At 38.2% G+C, this 15,771-nt stretch carries 12 protein-coding genes and 1 pseudogene; 8 read left to right on the top strand and 5 right to left on the bottom strand.

Features of this window, described 5'->3' with window-relative positions:
- Nucleotides 1-9 precede the first annotated feature (9 nt).
- From PPBDW_RS11280 to PPBDW_RS11265, 4 genes are all read left to right on the top strand, one after another.
- Nucleotides 10-1,479 (top strand): NarK family nitrate/nitrite MFS transporter, encoded by a 1,470-nt coding sequence (locus PPBDW_RS11280; RefSeq protein WP_036795557.1) that lies wholly within the window; start codon nt 10-12, stop codon nt 1,477-1,479.
- Between the two features lie 27 nt (nt 1,480-1,506).
- Nucleotides 1,507-3,276 carry a bifunctional protein-serine/threonine kinase/phosphatase gene (locus PPBDW_RS11275; RefSeq protein ID WP_036795555.1) on the top strand — a complete coding sequence of 590 codons (1,770 nt, stop codon included), beginning with the start codon at nt 1,507-1,509 and terminating at the stop codon, nt 3,274-3,276.
- Between the two features lie 131 nt (nt 3,277-3,407).
- Nucleotides 3,408-4,487, top strand: a complete 1,080-nt coding sequence (locus tag PPBDW_RS11270; protein ID WP_081278767.1) for an efflux RND transporter periplasmic adaptor subunit — start codon at nt 3,408-3,410, stop codon at nt 4,485-4,487.
- Nucleotides 4,484-7,564 (top strand): efflux RND transporter permease subunit, encoded by a 3,081-nt coding sequence (locus PPBDW_RS11265; protein WP_036795553.1) that lies wholly within the window; start codon nt 4,484-4,486, stop codon nt 7,562-7,564. Before PPBDW_RS11270 ends, PPBDW_RS11265 begins: the two co-directional genes overlap by 4 nt.
- Nucleotides 7,565-7,607: 43 nt before the next feature.
- Here PPBDW_RS11265 and PPBDW_RS11260 read toward each other — a convergent pair whose 3' ends face one another.
- The gene (locus PPBDW_RS11260) at nt 7,608-8,312 is read right to left on the bottom strand and encodes a GntR family transcriptional regulator (RefSeq protein ID WP_036795552.1); all 705 of its coding nucleotides are present in this window, start codon (nt 8,310-8,312) and stop codon (nt 7,608-7,610) included.
- Nucleotides 8,313-8,666: 354 nt separating this feature from the next.
- On the opposite strand from PPBDW_RS11260, the gene PPBDW_RS11255 reads away from it, so the two are divergent.
- From PPBDW_RS11255 to nagE, 3 genes are all read left to right on the top strand, one after another.
- Nucleotides 8,667-10,004: a family 4 glycosyl hydrolase gene (locus PPBDW_RS11255; protein WP_036795551.1), complete on the top strand. Its 1,338-nt coding sequence runs from the start codon at nt 8,667-8,669 to the stop codon at nt 10,002-10,004.
- Nucleotides 10,005-10,085: 81 nt separating this feature from the next.
- The gene (locus PPBDW_RS11250) at nt 10,086-10,925 is read left to right on the top strand and encodes a carbohydrate deacetylase (protein ID WP_036795550.1); all 840 of its coding nucleotides are present in this window, start codon (nt 10,086-10,088) and stop codon (nt 10,923-10,925) included.
- 77 nt (nt 10,926-11,002) lie between these two features.
- Nucleotides 11,003-12,379: an N-acetylglucosamine-specific PTS transporter subunit IIBC gene (gene nagE, locus PPBDW_RS11245; protein ID WP_036795549.1), complete on the top strand. Its 1,377-nt coding sequence runs from the start codon at nt 11,003-11,005 to the stop codon at nt 12,377-12,379.
- Nucleotides 12,380-12,470: 91 nt separating this feature from the next.
- Here the strand turns inward: nagE and PPBDW_RS11240 are convergent.
- Nucleotides 12,471-13,015: pseudogene (locus PPBDW_RS11240) on the bottom strand (YhgN family NAAT transporter).
- 599 nt (nt 13,016-13,614) lie between these two features.
- Between PPBDW_RS11240 and PPBDW_RS11235 the strand changes: the two are divergent.
- Complete coding sequence (locus PPBDW_RS11235; protein ID WP_036795548.1) at nt 13,615-14,109, top strand: hypothetical protein; 495 nt, start codon at nt 13,615-13,617, stop codon at nt 14,107-14,109.
- Nucleotides 14,110-14,182: 73 nt separating this feature from the next.
- Here the strand turns inward: PPBDW_RS11235 and rsmS are convergent, their stop codons facing one another.
- The 3 genes from rsmS to PPBDW_RS11220 all read right to left on the bottom strand — a co-directional run bounded on the left by rsmS (nt 14,183) and on the right by PPBDW_RS11220 (nt 15,771).
- A complete protein-coding gene (rsmS, locus tag PPBDW_RS11230; protein WP_082386824.1) occupies nt 14,183-14,353 on the bottom strand; it encodes a pleiotropic regulatory protein RsmS in 171 nt (56 codons plus the stop codon).
- 68 nt (nt 14,354-14,421) lie between these two features.
- Nucleotides 14,422-14,973: a primosomal replication protein PriC gene (gene priC / locus PPBDW_RS11225; protein WP_036795545.1), complete on the bottom strand. Its 552-nt coding sequence runs from the start codon at nt 14,971-14,973 to the stop codon at nt 14,422-14,424.
- 24 nt (nt 14,974-14,997) lie between these two features.
- Nucleotides 14,998-15,771, bottom strand: coding sequence for a TSUP family transporter (locus PPBDW_RS11220; RefSeq protein ID WP_036795544.1), 774 nt, complete (start codon nt 15,769-15,771; stop codon nt 14,998-15,000).

Raw genomic sequence — 15,771 nt, 5'->3', positions numbered from 1 at the left:
GGAACAGTGATGTCAAATTATATTAAGTTTAATTTGTTCTCTTTTCGCGGCAAGATGAAAATACTCCATATAAGTTGGTTGGCATTTTTTATTACCTTTATGGTGTGGTTCAATTTCGCACCCTTGCTGCAAGCGGTAAAAACCTCTTTAGGATTAACCACAGAACAAATAAAAACCTTATTAATATTAAATGTAGCGTTAACTATTCCTGCGCGGGTTGTAGTGGGTATGCTCACAGATAGATATGGGCCTCGAATAGTGTATAGCTTGCTATTAGTACTATGCGCGATTCCTTGCTTTGTATTTGCGTTTTCAACCACCTTTATGCAAGCCGCGATAGCGCGTTTTGCACTTGGCTTTATTGGGGCTGGTTTTGTTATCGGTATTCGATTAGTGTCGGAGTGGTTTCCACATCATGAATTAGGGACTGCGGAAGGTATTTATGGTGGTTGGGGTAATTTTGGCTCTGCTGCTGCAGCGTTTACATTACCAACATTAGCATTATGGTTTGGTGGTGATGAGGGTTGGCGTTATGCCATGGCTGTTACGGGTGGCTTAAGCGTTATATTTGGCGTGATATTTTATTTCACAGTGACAGATACTCCTAAAGGTGCAACGTATTATAAATCAAAACATATTGGTGCAATGGAGGTGACATCTCGAGGAGATTTATGGTTATTAATTATCATGAAAATCCCGATGTATGCCGCGATGGCGTTATTGGTGTGGAAGCTGTCATCACCTGCGATTGGTATGTTAAGGGCTGATATTAGCTATGGTATTTATATCGGCTTAATTGGATTTTATTTATTTGATATTAAACAATTGTGGCAGGCTAATCGAAAGATATTAATTAAGCCAGTGCCAACCATCCACCGCTACTCTTTTCGACAAGTTGCGGTGCTGAATGTGTTGTATTTTACGACCTTTGGTTCTGAGTTAGCGGTGGTCTCCATGCTACCGTTATTTTTTGCAGAGATATTTACTTTAACACCAGTTATGGCAGGAGTGGTTGCGTCTTCTTATGCGTTTATGAATTTGGTTTCTCGTCCCGGTGGTGGTTGGTTGTCAGATAGATTTGGCCGTAAATCAACCTTACTTATTTTAACCGCTGGTTTGGCAATAGGCTATTTGATAATGGCAAATATTAGTGCCAGTTGGCCATTATGGGTCGCAGTAGCAGCAGCAATGATTTGTTCTTTTTTTGTTCAGTCTGGTGAAGGTGCTGTGTTTGCAGTAGTGCCATTGATTAAACGACGTATGACAGGCCAAATTGCAGGGATGACCGGTGCTTATGGCAATGTTGGTGCAGTGTGTTATTTGACTATTTTATCATTGGTTGAATACAGTACCTTTTTTGTCATTATTGCGTTAACAGCCATATTAGGTTTTGTAGCATTATTGGCATTGAAAGAGCCCTCAGGAAAAATGGCGGAGATTAATGATGATGGTAGTGTGACTTTAATTGATGTGGGTTAATGGTGCTGTTGAATAAGGAATAGTGCGATGGGATCAAATCTGGCAGTGTGTTGTGGCGGTTATTCTGATGCTGGAACAAAGCCGCAGAATCAGGATGCTTTCGCGGTGTTATCGCCTTCAAAAACGGTAGAGTTACAACATAAAGGGGTCGTCGCTTGTATTGCCGATGGGGTTAGTTGTAGTCATCGTAGTTATATTGCCAGTCAATTAAGTGTTACTCACTTTATTGAAGACTATTTAGCTACCGCGACCACATTATCAGTAAAAGATGCTGCTTCTTCAGTATTAAATACTCTTAACTTATGGTTGTTTCATCATGATCAACAAGCAGGTTTACCACAAGATGCAGCTGTGACTTCATTTTCAGTGGTGGTTATTAAATCTAATACTGCTCATATATTTCATATTGGAGACTGTCGCGTTTATTTATGGCGTGATAATGATTGTCGTTGTTTAACCCAAGATCATCGTCGTAATCATCATGATGGTCAACATTACCTTACTCGCGCACTTGGTATGGACTCACACTTACAAGTGGATTATCAGGCAGTAGCATTAAATGTGAATGATAAAGTAGTAATGACCACTGACGGCGTTCATGATAGCTGTGATGTTCCACAATCTCTTGATAAGATGTTCTATTCTGCTAAAACACCTTCATCTACTCCAGCTACTTCATCGTTATTTACTCAACAAAGGCGACGGTGTTTAGAGCAACAAGCACATCAGTTAGTGACGAATGCACAGCAACAAGGATCACAAGATAATGCCAGTTGTGTGATCTTAGATATTGTAGCGTTGCCGATGTTAGCCCTTGATGAAGTACTCGCCGAATATGTCAATAAAACTATTCCAGTGGCACTTAATGTGGGGCAAAGGATCGATCAATTTGTTATTTGTCGAGTACTTGATGCTGGATGTCGAAGTCATATTTATTTAGCACAGTCAGATGATGATAACGGTTATTATGTGTTAAAAATGCCATCACCTAATATGGTTGATGACAGTGAATATCTACATTGTTTTGTGCGTGAAGGTTGGCTTGGGCAGCAATGCCAACATGTTGGTGTAATGAAAATATTTAACCATAATGCACAGTCAGTGTTTCTATACCATGTATGTGAATTTGTTGAAGGTTTAACCCTGCGGCAATGGATGATAGATAACCCCCTGCCATCATTGACGACAGTAAGAGTGATTGTTGCTGAAATTGTGACAGTTATACGTACTTTACAACGACAGGGTATTTATCACGCCGATATCAAACCCGATAACATTATGTTGCGCCCTGATTTAAGTGTGACCTTGATTGATTTTGGTAGCGCGTGGATCAATGGCTATCAAGAATTAGCTTCAACACTTATCGGCTATCATCCACATGGTGATTTAAATTATTTAGCGCCAGAATGTCATGCTGGTGGAAAACCATCATTGCTAAGTGAGCAATTTTCGTTAGGTATTGTTATCTATGAAATGCTTACTGGTTCATTACCATACCAACGCTTGACGCCACATTCTGTTGCACCTGTAGCAATGAAAATGGATTACACTGCGATAAGACGCTACCGACAAGATTTACCGATATGGTTAGAGTCTACTCTTAAGAAAAGCTGTCATCCTTATGCCCAATATCGCTATCAAGCACTCTCTGAGTTAGTGATGGCATTAAGTACCCCCGCCTCGTTATCCACTATGTTGCAGCAACCGTTAATTGAGCGAAATCCATTATTATTGTGGCAATGTATTAGCACAATATTATTGGTGATTGTGTTGCTACAAGGTTTTTGGTCATCATAAATGTAAAGCAGCGTAAAGTTGAGTTGTGATGGTGTATTCAAAAAAATAGCTTTGCTAAACTACTATTCCTTTAAGGTATGTAGTGCTGGTTTATCCTAGCGCATGTTGTTGAATGTTCTAGGAAGTAGATCATGATAAAACGAACATTGGTTTCAATGCTGATTATTACCACGTTAGCATTTGTGGTTGTGGGCTGCGATAGCGATTCAAATGCTTCTCCCAATACGGCAAGTGCACCCGCGGCACAAGTTGAAACCCAAATCATCAAATCACGGACATTGATCAAGCAAGTTATGGGCTATGGGGTAGTTAATAGCGCTAATGTCGTGACCTTGAAAAGTTTACAAACTAATAAAATAACCGCAATTTTATTTACTGATGGCCAAACGGTAGTGAAAGGACAACTGTTAGTTCAGTTAGATCCTCGAGTGGCTGCTGCTAAGGTAGCTCATGATCAGGCATTATTAGCGACGGCTAAATTAGCTTGGCAACGACAGGCGCAATTGAGCGCTAAAGGCGTTGTTTCCCGTAGCGCTTATGATAACAGTGAAAGTAGTTATAAGCAGGCATTAGCCTTGTTAACCCAAGATAAAACCTTGTTAGCTGAATTAGCCATTAAAGCACCGTTTAATGGCGTGATTAGCCAAACGGATTATCATGTTGGTGATGTGGTGACGGTTGGTAATAGCATTGCTACCTTATATACCCCACACCAACTAACGGTTGAATATCAATTATCCGCACTACAACGACAAGACTATAAAATTGGTCAGCAAGTTGTTGTGAGTTCAGAACTGGTGCCATCAATTCAGGCTATAGGCACAGTGAGTTATATTGCACCGAATACCGCCACTGGGTTAGTGACGTTGAAAGCACAGTTACCGCCAGATACCCCATTTTCTCCAGGGCAAAACATTAAAGTTGTGCAACAAACGCAATTATTACCTCATCAAGTAACGATTCCGACATCCGCTTTAATGACCAATATCCAAGGCGCACAAGCGTTCGTGGTCGTTAATAATAAGGCACGTTTACGTGACGTTAAAGTCGGGGGATATTACGATGGCTATGTACAAATTGCTTCTGGGTTAGTGGCGGGAGAACAATTAGTTGTTAATGGTCAAAACTATTTACGTACTGATCAAAAGGTTACAATTGTTAACCCTAAACAGCCTCAAGTAAAAGCGCAATCGCAAGTAGGTAAAGCATGAAATTAACTGAACTTTGCTTACGCCGTCCGGTGCTATGTACCGTATTGTGGTTAATTCCAGTATTTATTGGATTGCTGTTTTGTCAAAAATTGCCGTGGCGTTATACCCCTCAAATTAGCCAATCTAAAATTCAAGTATCAGTACATGATAGTGCGCTTGCTGCACAAAATATGATGACTGAAGTGTTGATTCCAATTCAAAATGCGATTGCTGGTACCGAAGGGATCAGCCACCTATCAGCGACTGCACGGCAAGGTCGCGGCAGTATTATTATTGATATTGCTGCCAGTGTTAATGAAAGTGAAATCGATACTTTGGTGAGTGAGATCCATAATGATATCGGTAATATAGAAAGTAAGTTACCCGATGATATTTCTCCGCGTGTTTCCAAATCAGATGATCAGGGTATGCCTGCAATGCTGATTAGTTTAACGCCTGGACCACATCAAGCTGAATATGAATTTCATCAATATGGTATCGATACACTGTTACCTCAGTTAGAACAATTACCTGCCGCTGGTGCCGTCAGTGTTGCTCCTAGTTCAGGGCAATCTGTTTTAATCACTTTAAATCCAGATAAAGTGCAATATTACGGTTTGACGTTAAATAATGTCATTAATAAGATCGCTGATGTTGACAGTATCACTGCGCTAAGTGGTCAAACATCAGGTTCTCAAAGTCAATATCAATTGGTATCGACTGGAGCAATCTCAAATTTAAATGATATTAAAAATACTATTGTTGCGATGTATAACCAGCAACCCGTTCGGTTGTCACAGGTAGCAACGATTGTTATTGGTACTCCAAGCAGCCAGCTTGAGATTAAGCCACTGGTTGATTTTTCAAACCAAAGTGCGATGTTGTTTGTGCTTAATCCCCAGTATACCGCGACCGCAAATCCATTAGTGTTATCGCAGCAAGTTCATCAGTTACTTAACTCAACAGCCTTGCCAAGTGGTATGAAAGCCACGGTATTATTGGATAAATCGACTTTTATTATTACATCACTCAATGACGTCTACTTTGCGATTGGTCTCGCGGTATTGTTAGTCGCTGGGGTTATCTGGCTCTTTTTAGGTAATCTACGGATAGCGTTGATCCCGATTGTAACCATTCCAGTGTGTTTATCATGTTCGTTTATTATTCTCAAACTAGCGGGGTTTAGTATTAACTCCTTAACCTTATTGGCAATGTTATTGGCTGTAGGGTTAGTGGTTGATGATGCGATTGTGGTGGTTGAGAATGTTCATCGTCAGTTGCGGCATCATTCTTCAGTACGTAAAGCCACCGTTATTGCTTGTCGCCAAATTGGGTTTGCGATTATTGCTACTACGCTGACATTAGCTGCGGTTTATATTCCAGTAGGATTAGTTGATGGCATTACGGGACAGCTGTTTCAACAGTTTGCATTTACCTTAGCGGGTACGGTGGTTATTTCAGGAATCGTGGCATTAACGTTATCGCCAATGATGTGCAGTAAAATGATGAATCATCAACCAGCAGGTCGGTTTGAAGTGTGGATTAATGAACAGTTAACTCGGCTGGCAATGGTTTATCAACGAGTGTTAGCTGCGACAATTGATTACCGCAAAACGACCTTAGTGGTGATGGTGGTTATTTTAGCCAGTAGCTATTGGCCATTTATGCAGACACCATCAGAAATGTTACCAGCTGAAGATTCGGGTCAAATATTTTTGTTTCAACCTTTAGTTGGCAGCAATGATGATGCGAGCGAACAAAAAATGATTGATAACATGAATCAACAATTACGCCAGATCCCTGATATTGCACATGTGGCAATTTTAACCAGCAGTGACTTTATTCGTGGTTTTGTCACTTTAAAACCTTGGGAGCAGCGCAAGTTATCGGCGTTAAAAATCAGTGAAATGATCAATGCTCGCTTAAAAGTGGGGGGCAATATGGTGTTTACTGGTGTGATCCCTGCGATTGACACTGGCGGTGGTCGACGCGGCAATAGTAATGGTATTGACATAAATGTTAGTAGTAGTGCTGATGAGCAAACACTGGCAAAAGAAATGACAGAAGTTACTCATAAAATTCAGCAGTCGCCATTATTTGATCATGCAAGAAGTGCACTAAAATTCGATCAGAATCAATTTAGTATTAATATTAATCGCGTATTAGCGTCGCAATATGGTGTGCCGCTGCATAATATTCAGCAAGTGCTTAAGTTAGCAATGAGTGGTAAGTCATTCAGTAATGATATGAGTTACCAAGGTACAAATTATCCACTCCATTTGCAATTAGACTCAGCTTACACTTTAACGCCGGATGCGATAAAACAGCTTATGATCAGTAATAATAAAGGCATATTAGTGCCATTATCTGAACTTATTAGTATTAAAAATCAACTGGGTCCGCGCTCTCTTGAGCAATATGATCGTGCGACATCGGCTTCATTATCAATTCGATTAGCCGATGGTGTCAGTATTGGACAGGGCATAAAGGCATTAAATCAGTTGTTACCAAATGTATTACCCGCGAATGCGCGTTATAGCTATGTCGATAGCGCTAAGCAATACTTAGATGCTAATCAACAAATGTTATTCGTGTTTGTGGCGGCGTTGGTATTTATTTATATGGTGTTGAGTGCGCAATTTGAGAGTGTGGTTGATGCATTAGTAGTAATGCTGTCATTACCAATTACGTTATCTGTGGCATTGTGGGCGTTATATTTTAGTGACTATAGTTTAAATGTGTATTCACAAATAGGGTTAGTCACACTCATTGGTTTGATTTGTAAACATGGCATATTAATTACTGAATTTGCTAATGAATTACAGGCGCAAGGCCTATCACCCCGTGAGGCTATTCTAGAAGCGACAAAAACCCGCTTAAGGCCAATATTAATGACATCACTGACCATGATTTTAGGGACCTTACCTTTGCTATGTGAGGCTGGTCCTGGTGCAAATGCGATGGGATCGTTAGGGATAATTATTATTGCCGGAATGGCGTTAGGTATTGTTGATCCTTTATTTGTGGTGCCAAGTGTGTATTTGATGGTGCAAAAGTTAAAACGAACTAAAGCACCGATTTCAACATCAACGGTTTAAATATACCTGTACGCTAATGGTGGTTGTTACCATTAGCGTATTTTTATCGAGTCGCAATAAATTCAAAGCTGTATTGTTTAAGCGTGAAATAATTAATTGTGTACTCAAATAAACAACCGTCCGCTAATTCACCAGTAGATATTGCCTTAAGTAAGGGGGTTGTTGGTGTAACATTAAGCAGTTTAGCGAGTTCTCTATCCGGCATTTCTGGCATAATTGATTGATAACTATTAGCAATTTTGTAGCCTTTAGACTCAATATAGGCATATTTTGAAGCCATCATCACTTGCAAGGTAAGATCAGGAAAGAGGGCGACTGGCATATAAGTTCGCTCCATCATTTCAGGCTCCCCATCAATATTACGGATACGTACAATATGATAAACTCGTTCATTCGCTGCGAGCTTTAATTTTTCTGCAACAATCGAGTCTGGTTCTAATATTTCAAATGTTAGAACATCAGAAGATGGGGTTTTACCTTGCGCATTAAGTTCTTGATAAAAACCACGTAATGCAATTGCATTATGTGTTGCTTTACATGGGTTTTTTACAAATGTTCCACGTCCCTTAATACGTGTTACTACCCCTTGTTCAACAAGTAGCGCTAATGTTTTACGCACAGTGACGCGGCTGACACCATAACTATGTTGTAATTCTAGTTCAGTTGGTAGCATATCCCCATCAGTATAAATTTGAGATTGAATCTTCTCAAATAGATCATCAAAGATGCGTAAATATATTGGTTTCAAAACGTATTCTCTCTAATCACAGTAGCCTTAGTATACCTAAATCTTGATATCTTCGTCCTAAAAGTTCTTTGAGATAGACCATTATTGTTATTATTGAATGATACATATTGAATACATTTGACTGTTTGGGTTCTATATAATGCCAGTTTTGATGCTGGTGTTTTTATTTTAATCTTTTTAAATCAAAGTTTTGATGTTTATTTTTTGCTGATTTTTAAGTGAATTCTCCATTGTTGAAACCTATATTTATAGTGATGTTGATCATATAAATCACAATTGAAGCTTTAAATGTATCCTATATGTTTTATTGTGTTGGCTCTTTCTAATACATATATAGAACATTAAGGATGACGTATGGAACGTAAAAATCTTACAATCGTTGGTGGTGGCTCGACTTACACTTTAGGCATTTTGATGAGTTTGATTGAAGAAAAGGTTACTTTTCCGCTCAAGTCTATTCGTTTTTATGACATTGATAGTGAGCGTCAGCGGTTTAATGCCGAAGCGGCAAAAATACTGCTACAAGAGCTATACCCTGAAGTAGAAGAAGTGATTTATACCACCAATAAGGATGTGGCTTTTACTGGAGCGGATGTGTTGTTTTTACAAATTCGAACTGGTGGTTTAGAGATGCGTGAAAAAGATGAACAAATCGCGCTTTCTCACGGTTGTGTTGGTCAAGAAACCTGTGGTGCTGGTGGTATGGCTTATGGGCTACGTTCTATTGGCGATATGATTACATTGGTTAAAGATATTCGTCAGTACGCACCAGAAGCTTGGATTTTAAATTATACGAATCCAGCAGCTATTGTGGCAGAAGCAACAACCAGAGTGTTCCCTGATGATAAAAAGCTAATTAACATGTGTGATATGCCTTGTATTATCATGGAAAGTTATGCCGATATGTTAGGTTGTGAGTTATGGGATCTTGTACCTGAGTATTTTGGTCTTAACCACTATGGTTGGTTTACTCGCATTTTACATCGTAATGGTGAAGATCTTACTCAAAAGATAAAAGACTGTATTATTAACCAAGGTTTTTCGGCAACGTCGAACTTTATTGCTAATGAACCATCATGGCAAGAAACCTTTAAAAATATGCAAACCATGTTAAAAGATAACCCTGAATTCTTACCTAATACTTATTTGCAATATTATTTATATCCTCAGAAGATGGCGGCAAAAGAAGATATAAATAATACTCGTGCGCGTCAGGTTATTGATGGTAGAGAAAAAGAAATGTATACCATCTGTAAAGATATTATTGATAGCGGTACGGCAGCGAATGCAAATTTAGAATCAGATACACATGGCGTTTATATGATTCGTGTCGCTGAATCGGTAGTGTTCAATAAAGGTTATCGTTATCTTTCTATAGTAAAAAACAACGGCATTATTAGCAATCTGCAAGACGATGCTATGGTTGAGGTTCCAGCATCTTTGTATAGTGACGGTGTTAAACCTTATGCTATTGGAGAGATTCCAACTTTTCAAAAGGCAATGATTGAAAGCCAACTTGGATATGAGAAGCTTGTTGTTGATGCATGGTTTGAAGGTTCACGCCAAAAATTAATTAATGCTTTAACATTAAATCGTACTGTCATAAATGTGCCTACAGCTATAAAGATTGTTGATGATGTTTTAGCTGCAAATAAAGCATATCTTCCTCAGTTTTTTAATGATAATAAATAACTAAATATAATTATTGATATAGTATAGCTGCAATAATATAACTATTGTTGCAGTTATTTTTATATTTGTATTGAGGTAAATATGAAAATAAAAGTAATTAACAATGCCGATGATTTCGGTTATTCAAATGCTATTAATTACGGTATTATTGATGCGCATGTGCAAGGGATATTAAAATCGACAACTATAATGGCAAATATGCCAGGGTTTGAACATGCAATACAATTATACAAACAGCATTCGACACTCGCTATTGGTGTACATTGTAATTTAACCTGTGGAAATCCTTTATCAAATAATAGTAAATTAATCGATGAATCAACAGGTTGTTTTTTTGGTAGAAGCCGATATTATGAAACAGCTATAGATATTGATCGCCAAGCAATTTATAACGAATTAACATTACAAATCGATCGAGTTTATGCTGCAGGAATTAAACCTACTCATTTGGACTCTCATCATCATATACATACCCATCCACAGATATTACCTATATTGGTTGAGTTAGCTGAGAAATATCAGTTACCACTTCGCAATGTTACTTGGCTTGAATCACAACAAGCAGGGAATATATTTAATTGTAATTATCAGCCGTCATTATGGTATAAAAAGAAAGATATATTATCGACAAATAAAATACTTATTGATGCTTATTTAGATAAATGTGTGCCATTAGATAACTATGATGATCTTGACGATATTATCGTAAAACAAACTATCGATAGATTGGAAGAATGCCGAAATGAAAAAATAGAAGTGGTTGAAATTATGTGGCATCCCGCTTATTTAGATAAAAATATATGTCAGCATTCATCTGTTAATAAACCGCGGATCTATGAATTACAGGCATTATTAAGTGATAAGTTGCGTGATTATTTTAAGATGAACTGTGTATTGTGTGATTTCTCCGAATTAAACTAGATAATAAATAATACCTCTATTGATAATACCGTAATGGTATTAACGCTAACTTCTTATTATAAATAAGGAACAATTATATGAGTCCTCTTGGATATTTCCAAAAGCTCGGTAATGCTATTATGTTTCCTATCGCAGTATTACCGATAGCTGGTATTTTATTGCGAATTGGTCAGCCAGATTTATTAGATATTGCATTTATCGCACAAGGTGGCCAAGCTGTTTTTACTAACTTAGCATTATTATTTGCGATGGGAGTCGCTGCTGGTTTTTCTAAAGATCATTCAGCGGCTGCTGCGATTGCTGCTGCTGTTGGTTATTTTATTATGATGGCAGCAATAAAAACATTGAATGTCGATATTGATCCAGGTGTTGCTGGTGGCATTGTTATTGGTGTTTGTGCTGGTTTGCTTTATAACCGTTTTCATGCAATTAAATTACCAGAGTTTCTTGGTTTCTTTGGTGGTAAACGTTTTGTTCCCATTATCACAGGGTTAGTGGCGCTGATTTTAGCTTATGTATTTAGTGTGATCTGGCCACCGATTCAAGGTGGAATTAACCATCTTGGAGAGTGGATCCTGACCAGCGGTGCACCTGGTGAGTTTGTTTACGGTGTTGCTAATCGTTTATTAATTCCGGTGGGCCTACATCATATTCTGAATAGTATGGTTTGGTTTGTATTTGGTAGTTTCGATCCCGGTACTGGTAAAGTTGTGACCGGAGAAATTTCCCGTTTCTTTGCTGGTGATGCTTCAGCTGGACGTATTCTTAGTGGATTCTTCCCTGTGATGATGTTTGGTTTACCAAGTGCATGTTTAGCTTTTTATGTAACAGCAAAGAAAGAAAATAAAGCGATAGTCGGTGGAATGTTATTAAGTGTCGCATTAACTGCGTTCCTAACGGGTATTACTGAGCCTATTGAGTTTATGTTTATGTTTCTTGCTCCGGCATTGTATGTGATTCATGCGGTATTGATGGGGATCTCGCTAGTTGTCGCTTCAATGTTGAATGTACATATGGGCTTTAGTTTCTCAGCAGGATTAATTGACTATATTCTTAACTATAATGCACCAGCAGCGAAGAATGCATGGGAAATCATACCGCTCGGTTTGGCAATTGGCGCAGTGTATTTTGTGATCTTTGTTGCAGCTATTAAGATGTTTAATCTTAAAACACCAGGTCGTGAAGAGTTATGTCACCAAGCAGCTAAAGGTAAGCAAGATTACGATAGCCTTGCTGTTGATTATCTTGCAGCGCTTGGTGGGAAAGAGAATCTTACTGAGATCTCATCATGCATTACTCGATTACGGTTAGGTATCGTTGATCGTCAAATTATTGATGATGCGAAGTTAAAACAACTGGGTGCGAAAGGAGTCGTCAATGTTGGGCCTAAACATTTACAAGTTATCATTGGTTCACATGCAGAAGGCGTAGCAACCAAGATGAAAGCATTATGATCTTTATTGAGATAACAACGTTTATAACGTTGTAATTGAGCTAAAATCCCCTTTAGTAGTACGTGATCTTTATTGCTACTAAAGGGATTTTCTATTTAATATGTAATAAATAACTTTGTATGCCGTTTAAGAACATTTGTACTGCCAACATGAGTAGTATCATCCCCATTAAGCGCTCAATTGCTTTTAGACCTCGCTCTCCAATCAGGCGTTCAAATACTTCACCAAACATTAAAATGATAGCTGATACGGCCCACGCTAATATTACAGCTAACGACCAATCTAACATTCTGCTGGTATCTTGATGAGCAAACAGGATCAAAGTAGCTAATAAAGAAGGACCCGCAAGAAGGGGGATAGCTAACGGTACAATAAAAGGTTCTTCTCCAGCAGCAGATTGTTTTTCTTGTTCTTGAGTGGGGAAGATCATTTTGAGTGAAATTAAAAAAAGAATAATCGAACCAGCAATAGAGATTGATTCGCGCTGTAATTTTAGGAAGTTAAGGATGGATTCACCCGTAAATAAAAATAATAGCATGATGGCAAGCGCAATTAGTAGTTCTCTAATTAGAATTACTCGCCGGCGTTTTTTTCTATATGACGCAGAAATGATGAAAAAACGGGTAGGTTACCCATTGGATCCATAATGAGAAACAACGTGACTGCTGCTGAAAATATATCCATGAAATGAGACTTTTAAATATGTATTTTGATAAAAGAAACACTATAGCATTATTGATATTATAGTTTGTTACTTTTACTTATTATGCTTAACAAGTGGAATTTTTTTTCAACAAAAATTGATTTTAAAGCATTTTTTATCAACTAATACGATTAAATATGCATAATCATGTAACGAAGAAAACTGTTATTATACGTAAAATTAACTAAACTTGAGTTGATAGGCGAGGGGTCTTAAGGTTGATGTCCGTCACCTTGTGGGTAATATTGGTGCGCTAGGTTAATTTGTATGGATACTAGCTGTTTTGTGCTCAATAAAAAAATAAACGTTGAGGGAAATTAACGTTTTTATATTGCTAGACAAATAGTTACAATTGGTTGATTGAAAATCAACCAAACGGTGCTTTATTTTTGTTGGTGAAAACGGCAGAATGAGCATACATTTGAGCTCTGTCGCCTATTTGAACTAATTTTTGATAAAATATATAGCAGTTTATCGAGTAGGTGGTAATGTCTCACCGCATTCCGAATTCTTAAAGTAAAAGGTTACAAATATGTCTGATGTACCAGAGTCTGTTGCAAACGTTGCCGCTGTAGCTCAGCCAGTTGCTGAATCTTCAGGTTCTATCTGGGGTTATGTTGCAGCAGGTAGTGTAGCGTTATTGGTGCTAGCGGGTATCTTCGCTTATCGTAAAATAAACCAACCAGCATTTGTTATTAAGCAGGTTCGTAAGAAAAACCTAAAAGAAATGAAAAAGCAGGGTACTGAAAACTCTGAGTTTATGGTTGATATGGATCGTTTACTAGATTCTATTCTGCGTTATACAACTGAAAATAAAAAGAAAGGTTCAGATGTAGTGACATTGCTTAAACCATTGAACGATAAAGAGCGCATTAAAACGCCACGTGATATGTATCAATCAATGATTTTCATTGCTAATGACATTAATGATGCGGCACTTGCTAAAGATTTGAAAAATAAATCAAAGCAAGTGAAATCAAGTTCAGCATTGATGGCAGGTTTGTTAAAGCGTGCAGGCATTAACTAATTTATTTTTAAGATAATACCGATACTTTGAAGGGCTGATTTATTCAGCCTTTTTTTATAATTGTTAATTACCATTATGCTGGTTGTGGTTGAAGTTTTTTTTCAAAATCATGACGAACAATATCGAGTGCAGACAATACTATTTTAGGATCGATAGCGTTATCTTCTAATAAGCAAATTAGATCAACGGCTAATTTAATCTCAGCTGGCGCATTTTCTAATGGTGATACTGGGGAGTTACTCATTAATCAATCTCTGGTTAAGTGTTATTTAAGTGTAGTGTGTTAACTAAATAGTATTGGTGCCTGTAAAATTAACCTTTTCTTTCTCGACGATTAATTTCTTCTTCTAGTTTTACTATCGCGGTTTGACAACGGCTTATACGTCCTTCTAATACAAGAATTTCTTTTTGTGATTGTTGTTGTTCAAACTGAGAACCACAGCGATTAAGTAATGCTTCTTTATCTCTTAACATAGATTTTAAGCGTCGTTCCCAATCACGATGTTGATTAAGATCTTGGTAAATTTCATTAATAGATCGTCGCTTACCTATTGCCTGCTTAGGCTCATTTTTACGAATTTGCTGGGTGGCAAATTCTCGTTGAACGGCATGAATTTGAGCGATTAACTTTTCACAAACATGTTGTGTGCGTTCGGGCAATAATCGGCCAGCTTGTTGTTCTTTTTGTAATGCCGCTAATTCTTGTGCAATTTCTGTCACGCAAGGGGTTAATAACTTACTGCGATGACGAAATAATTGCTGATCGAATAATGGTCGTTGTGCTTCACCTCGTATACGGTCGGTTTCTGCAGCTTGGTGTTGTAACTGTTCAATGAGTATTTGTAGTCGAGAAAGATCAATCATTGTAATACCTATAAATGGCGATTATTAAAACCAAGCTTGCCAAGCCAATTTAGCCGCAAGAATAAATACGACAGTAATAAAAACTGGACGAATAAACTTAGCGCCGAAATGAATCGCAGAATGTGCCCCGAGGTAGGCACCTATCATTAAACAGCTTCCCATAATTAAGCCTAATGCAATGTTTACATGACCTAAAATAATAAAAGTCACCAATGAGGTAATATTGCTGGTGAAATTCATCGCTTTAGCGAGGCCACAGGCACGTAGCATATCTAATCGATATAATACTAAGCTTGATACCGTCCAAAAGGCGCCAGTTCCAGGGCCTGCTAAACCATCGTAAAATCCTAAGCAGGATCCTTGTAGCCACTGTTTACATTTAAATGTTTTAGTCACCGCAGGAAGTTGGGTTTGATCTGGATTTGGATGAGGATGCCATAAGCTATATATTGCAACGGCAAAAATAACTAGAGGCAGCGCTTTTTCTAACCAAGCGCCGCTGATGAGGTTAACGATAAGAGTGCCAATAATTGCCCCGAGAAAGGTTGCAACAAAAGATGCTCGCCAAAATAAAGGGTTAAATAATTGCTTTCTATAATAGGTCCATGCAGCTGTTGATGAGGCAAAACTGGCAGCCAATTTGTTGGTGCCAAGTGCAATATGTGGTGGCAGGCCAAGAGAAAGTAGGGCGGGGACGGTAAGCATACCACCACCGCCAGCTACTGCATCAATAAAGCCAGCTGCTAATGCAACAATGCCAAGTATTAGCAAGGTACTTGGCTCAATCATATCAATCAT

This window comes from Photobacterium kishitanii (assembly GCF_000613045.3).
In the GTDB taxonomy this organism is placed as follows: Bacteria; Pseudomonadota; Gammaproteobacteria; order Enterobacterales; family Vibrionaceae; genus Photobacterium; species Photobacterium kishitanii.
Note: the sequence above shows the minus strand (reverse complement) of the source record. Positions and strands in the feature narration are given on the sequence as shown.

Excerpts from the sequence above, each read along its gene's own strand:
- PPBDW_RS11280 (WP_036795557.1), top strand. The coding sequence starts at position 10 with ATGTCAAATTATATTAAGTTTAATTTGTTCTCTTTTCGCGGCAAGATG.
- PPBDW_RS11275 (WP_036795555.1), top strand. The coding sequence starts at position 1,507 with ATGGGATCAAATCTGGCAGTGTGTTGTGGCGGTTATTCTGATGCTGGA.
- PPBDW_RS11270 (WP_081278767.1), top strand. The coding sequence starts at position 3,408 with ATGATAAAACGAACATTGGTTTCAATGCTGATTATTACCACGTTAGCA.
- PPBDW_RS11265 (WP_036795553.1), top strand. The coding sequence starts at position 4,484 with ATGAAATTAACTGAACTTTGCTTACGCCGTCCGGTGCTATGTACCGTA.
- PPBDW_RS11255 (WP_036795551.1), top strand. The coding sequence starts at position 8,667 with ATGGAACGTAAAAATCTTACAATCGTTGGTGGTGGCTCGACTTACACT.
- PPBDW_RS11250 (WP_036795550.1), top strand. The coding sequence starts at position 10,086 with ATGAAAATAAAAGTAATTAACAATGCCGATGATTTCGGTTATTCAAAT.
- nagE (WP_036795549.1), top strand. The coding sequence starts at position 11,003 with ATGAGTCCTCTTGGATATTTCCAAAAGCTCGGTAATGCTATTATGTTT.
- PPBDW_RS11235 (WP_036795548.1), top strand. The coding sequence starts at position 13,615 with ATGTCTGATGTACCAGAGTCTGTTGCAAACGTTGCCGCTGTAGCTCAG.
- rsmS (WP_082386824.1), bottom strand. The coding sequence starts at position 14,353 with ATGAGTAACTCCCCAGTATCACCATTAGAAAATGCGCCAGCTGAGATT.
- priC (WP_036795545.1), bottom strand. The coding sequence starts at position 14,973 with ATGATTGATCTTTCTCGACTACAAATACTCATTGAACAGTTACAACAC.
- PPBDW_RS11220 (WP_036795544.1), bottom strand. The coding sequence starts at position 15,771 with ATGATTGATATGATTGAGCCAAGTACCTTGCTAATACTTGGCATTGTT.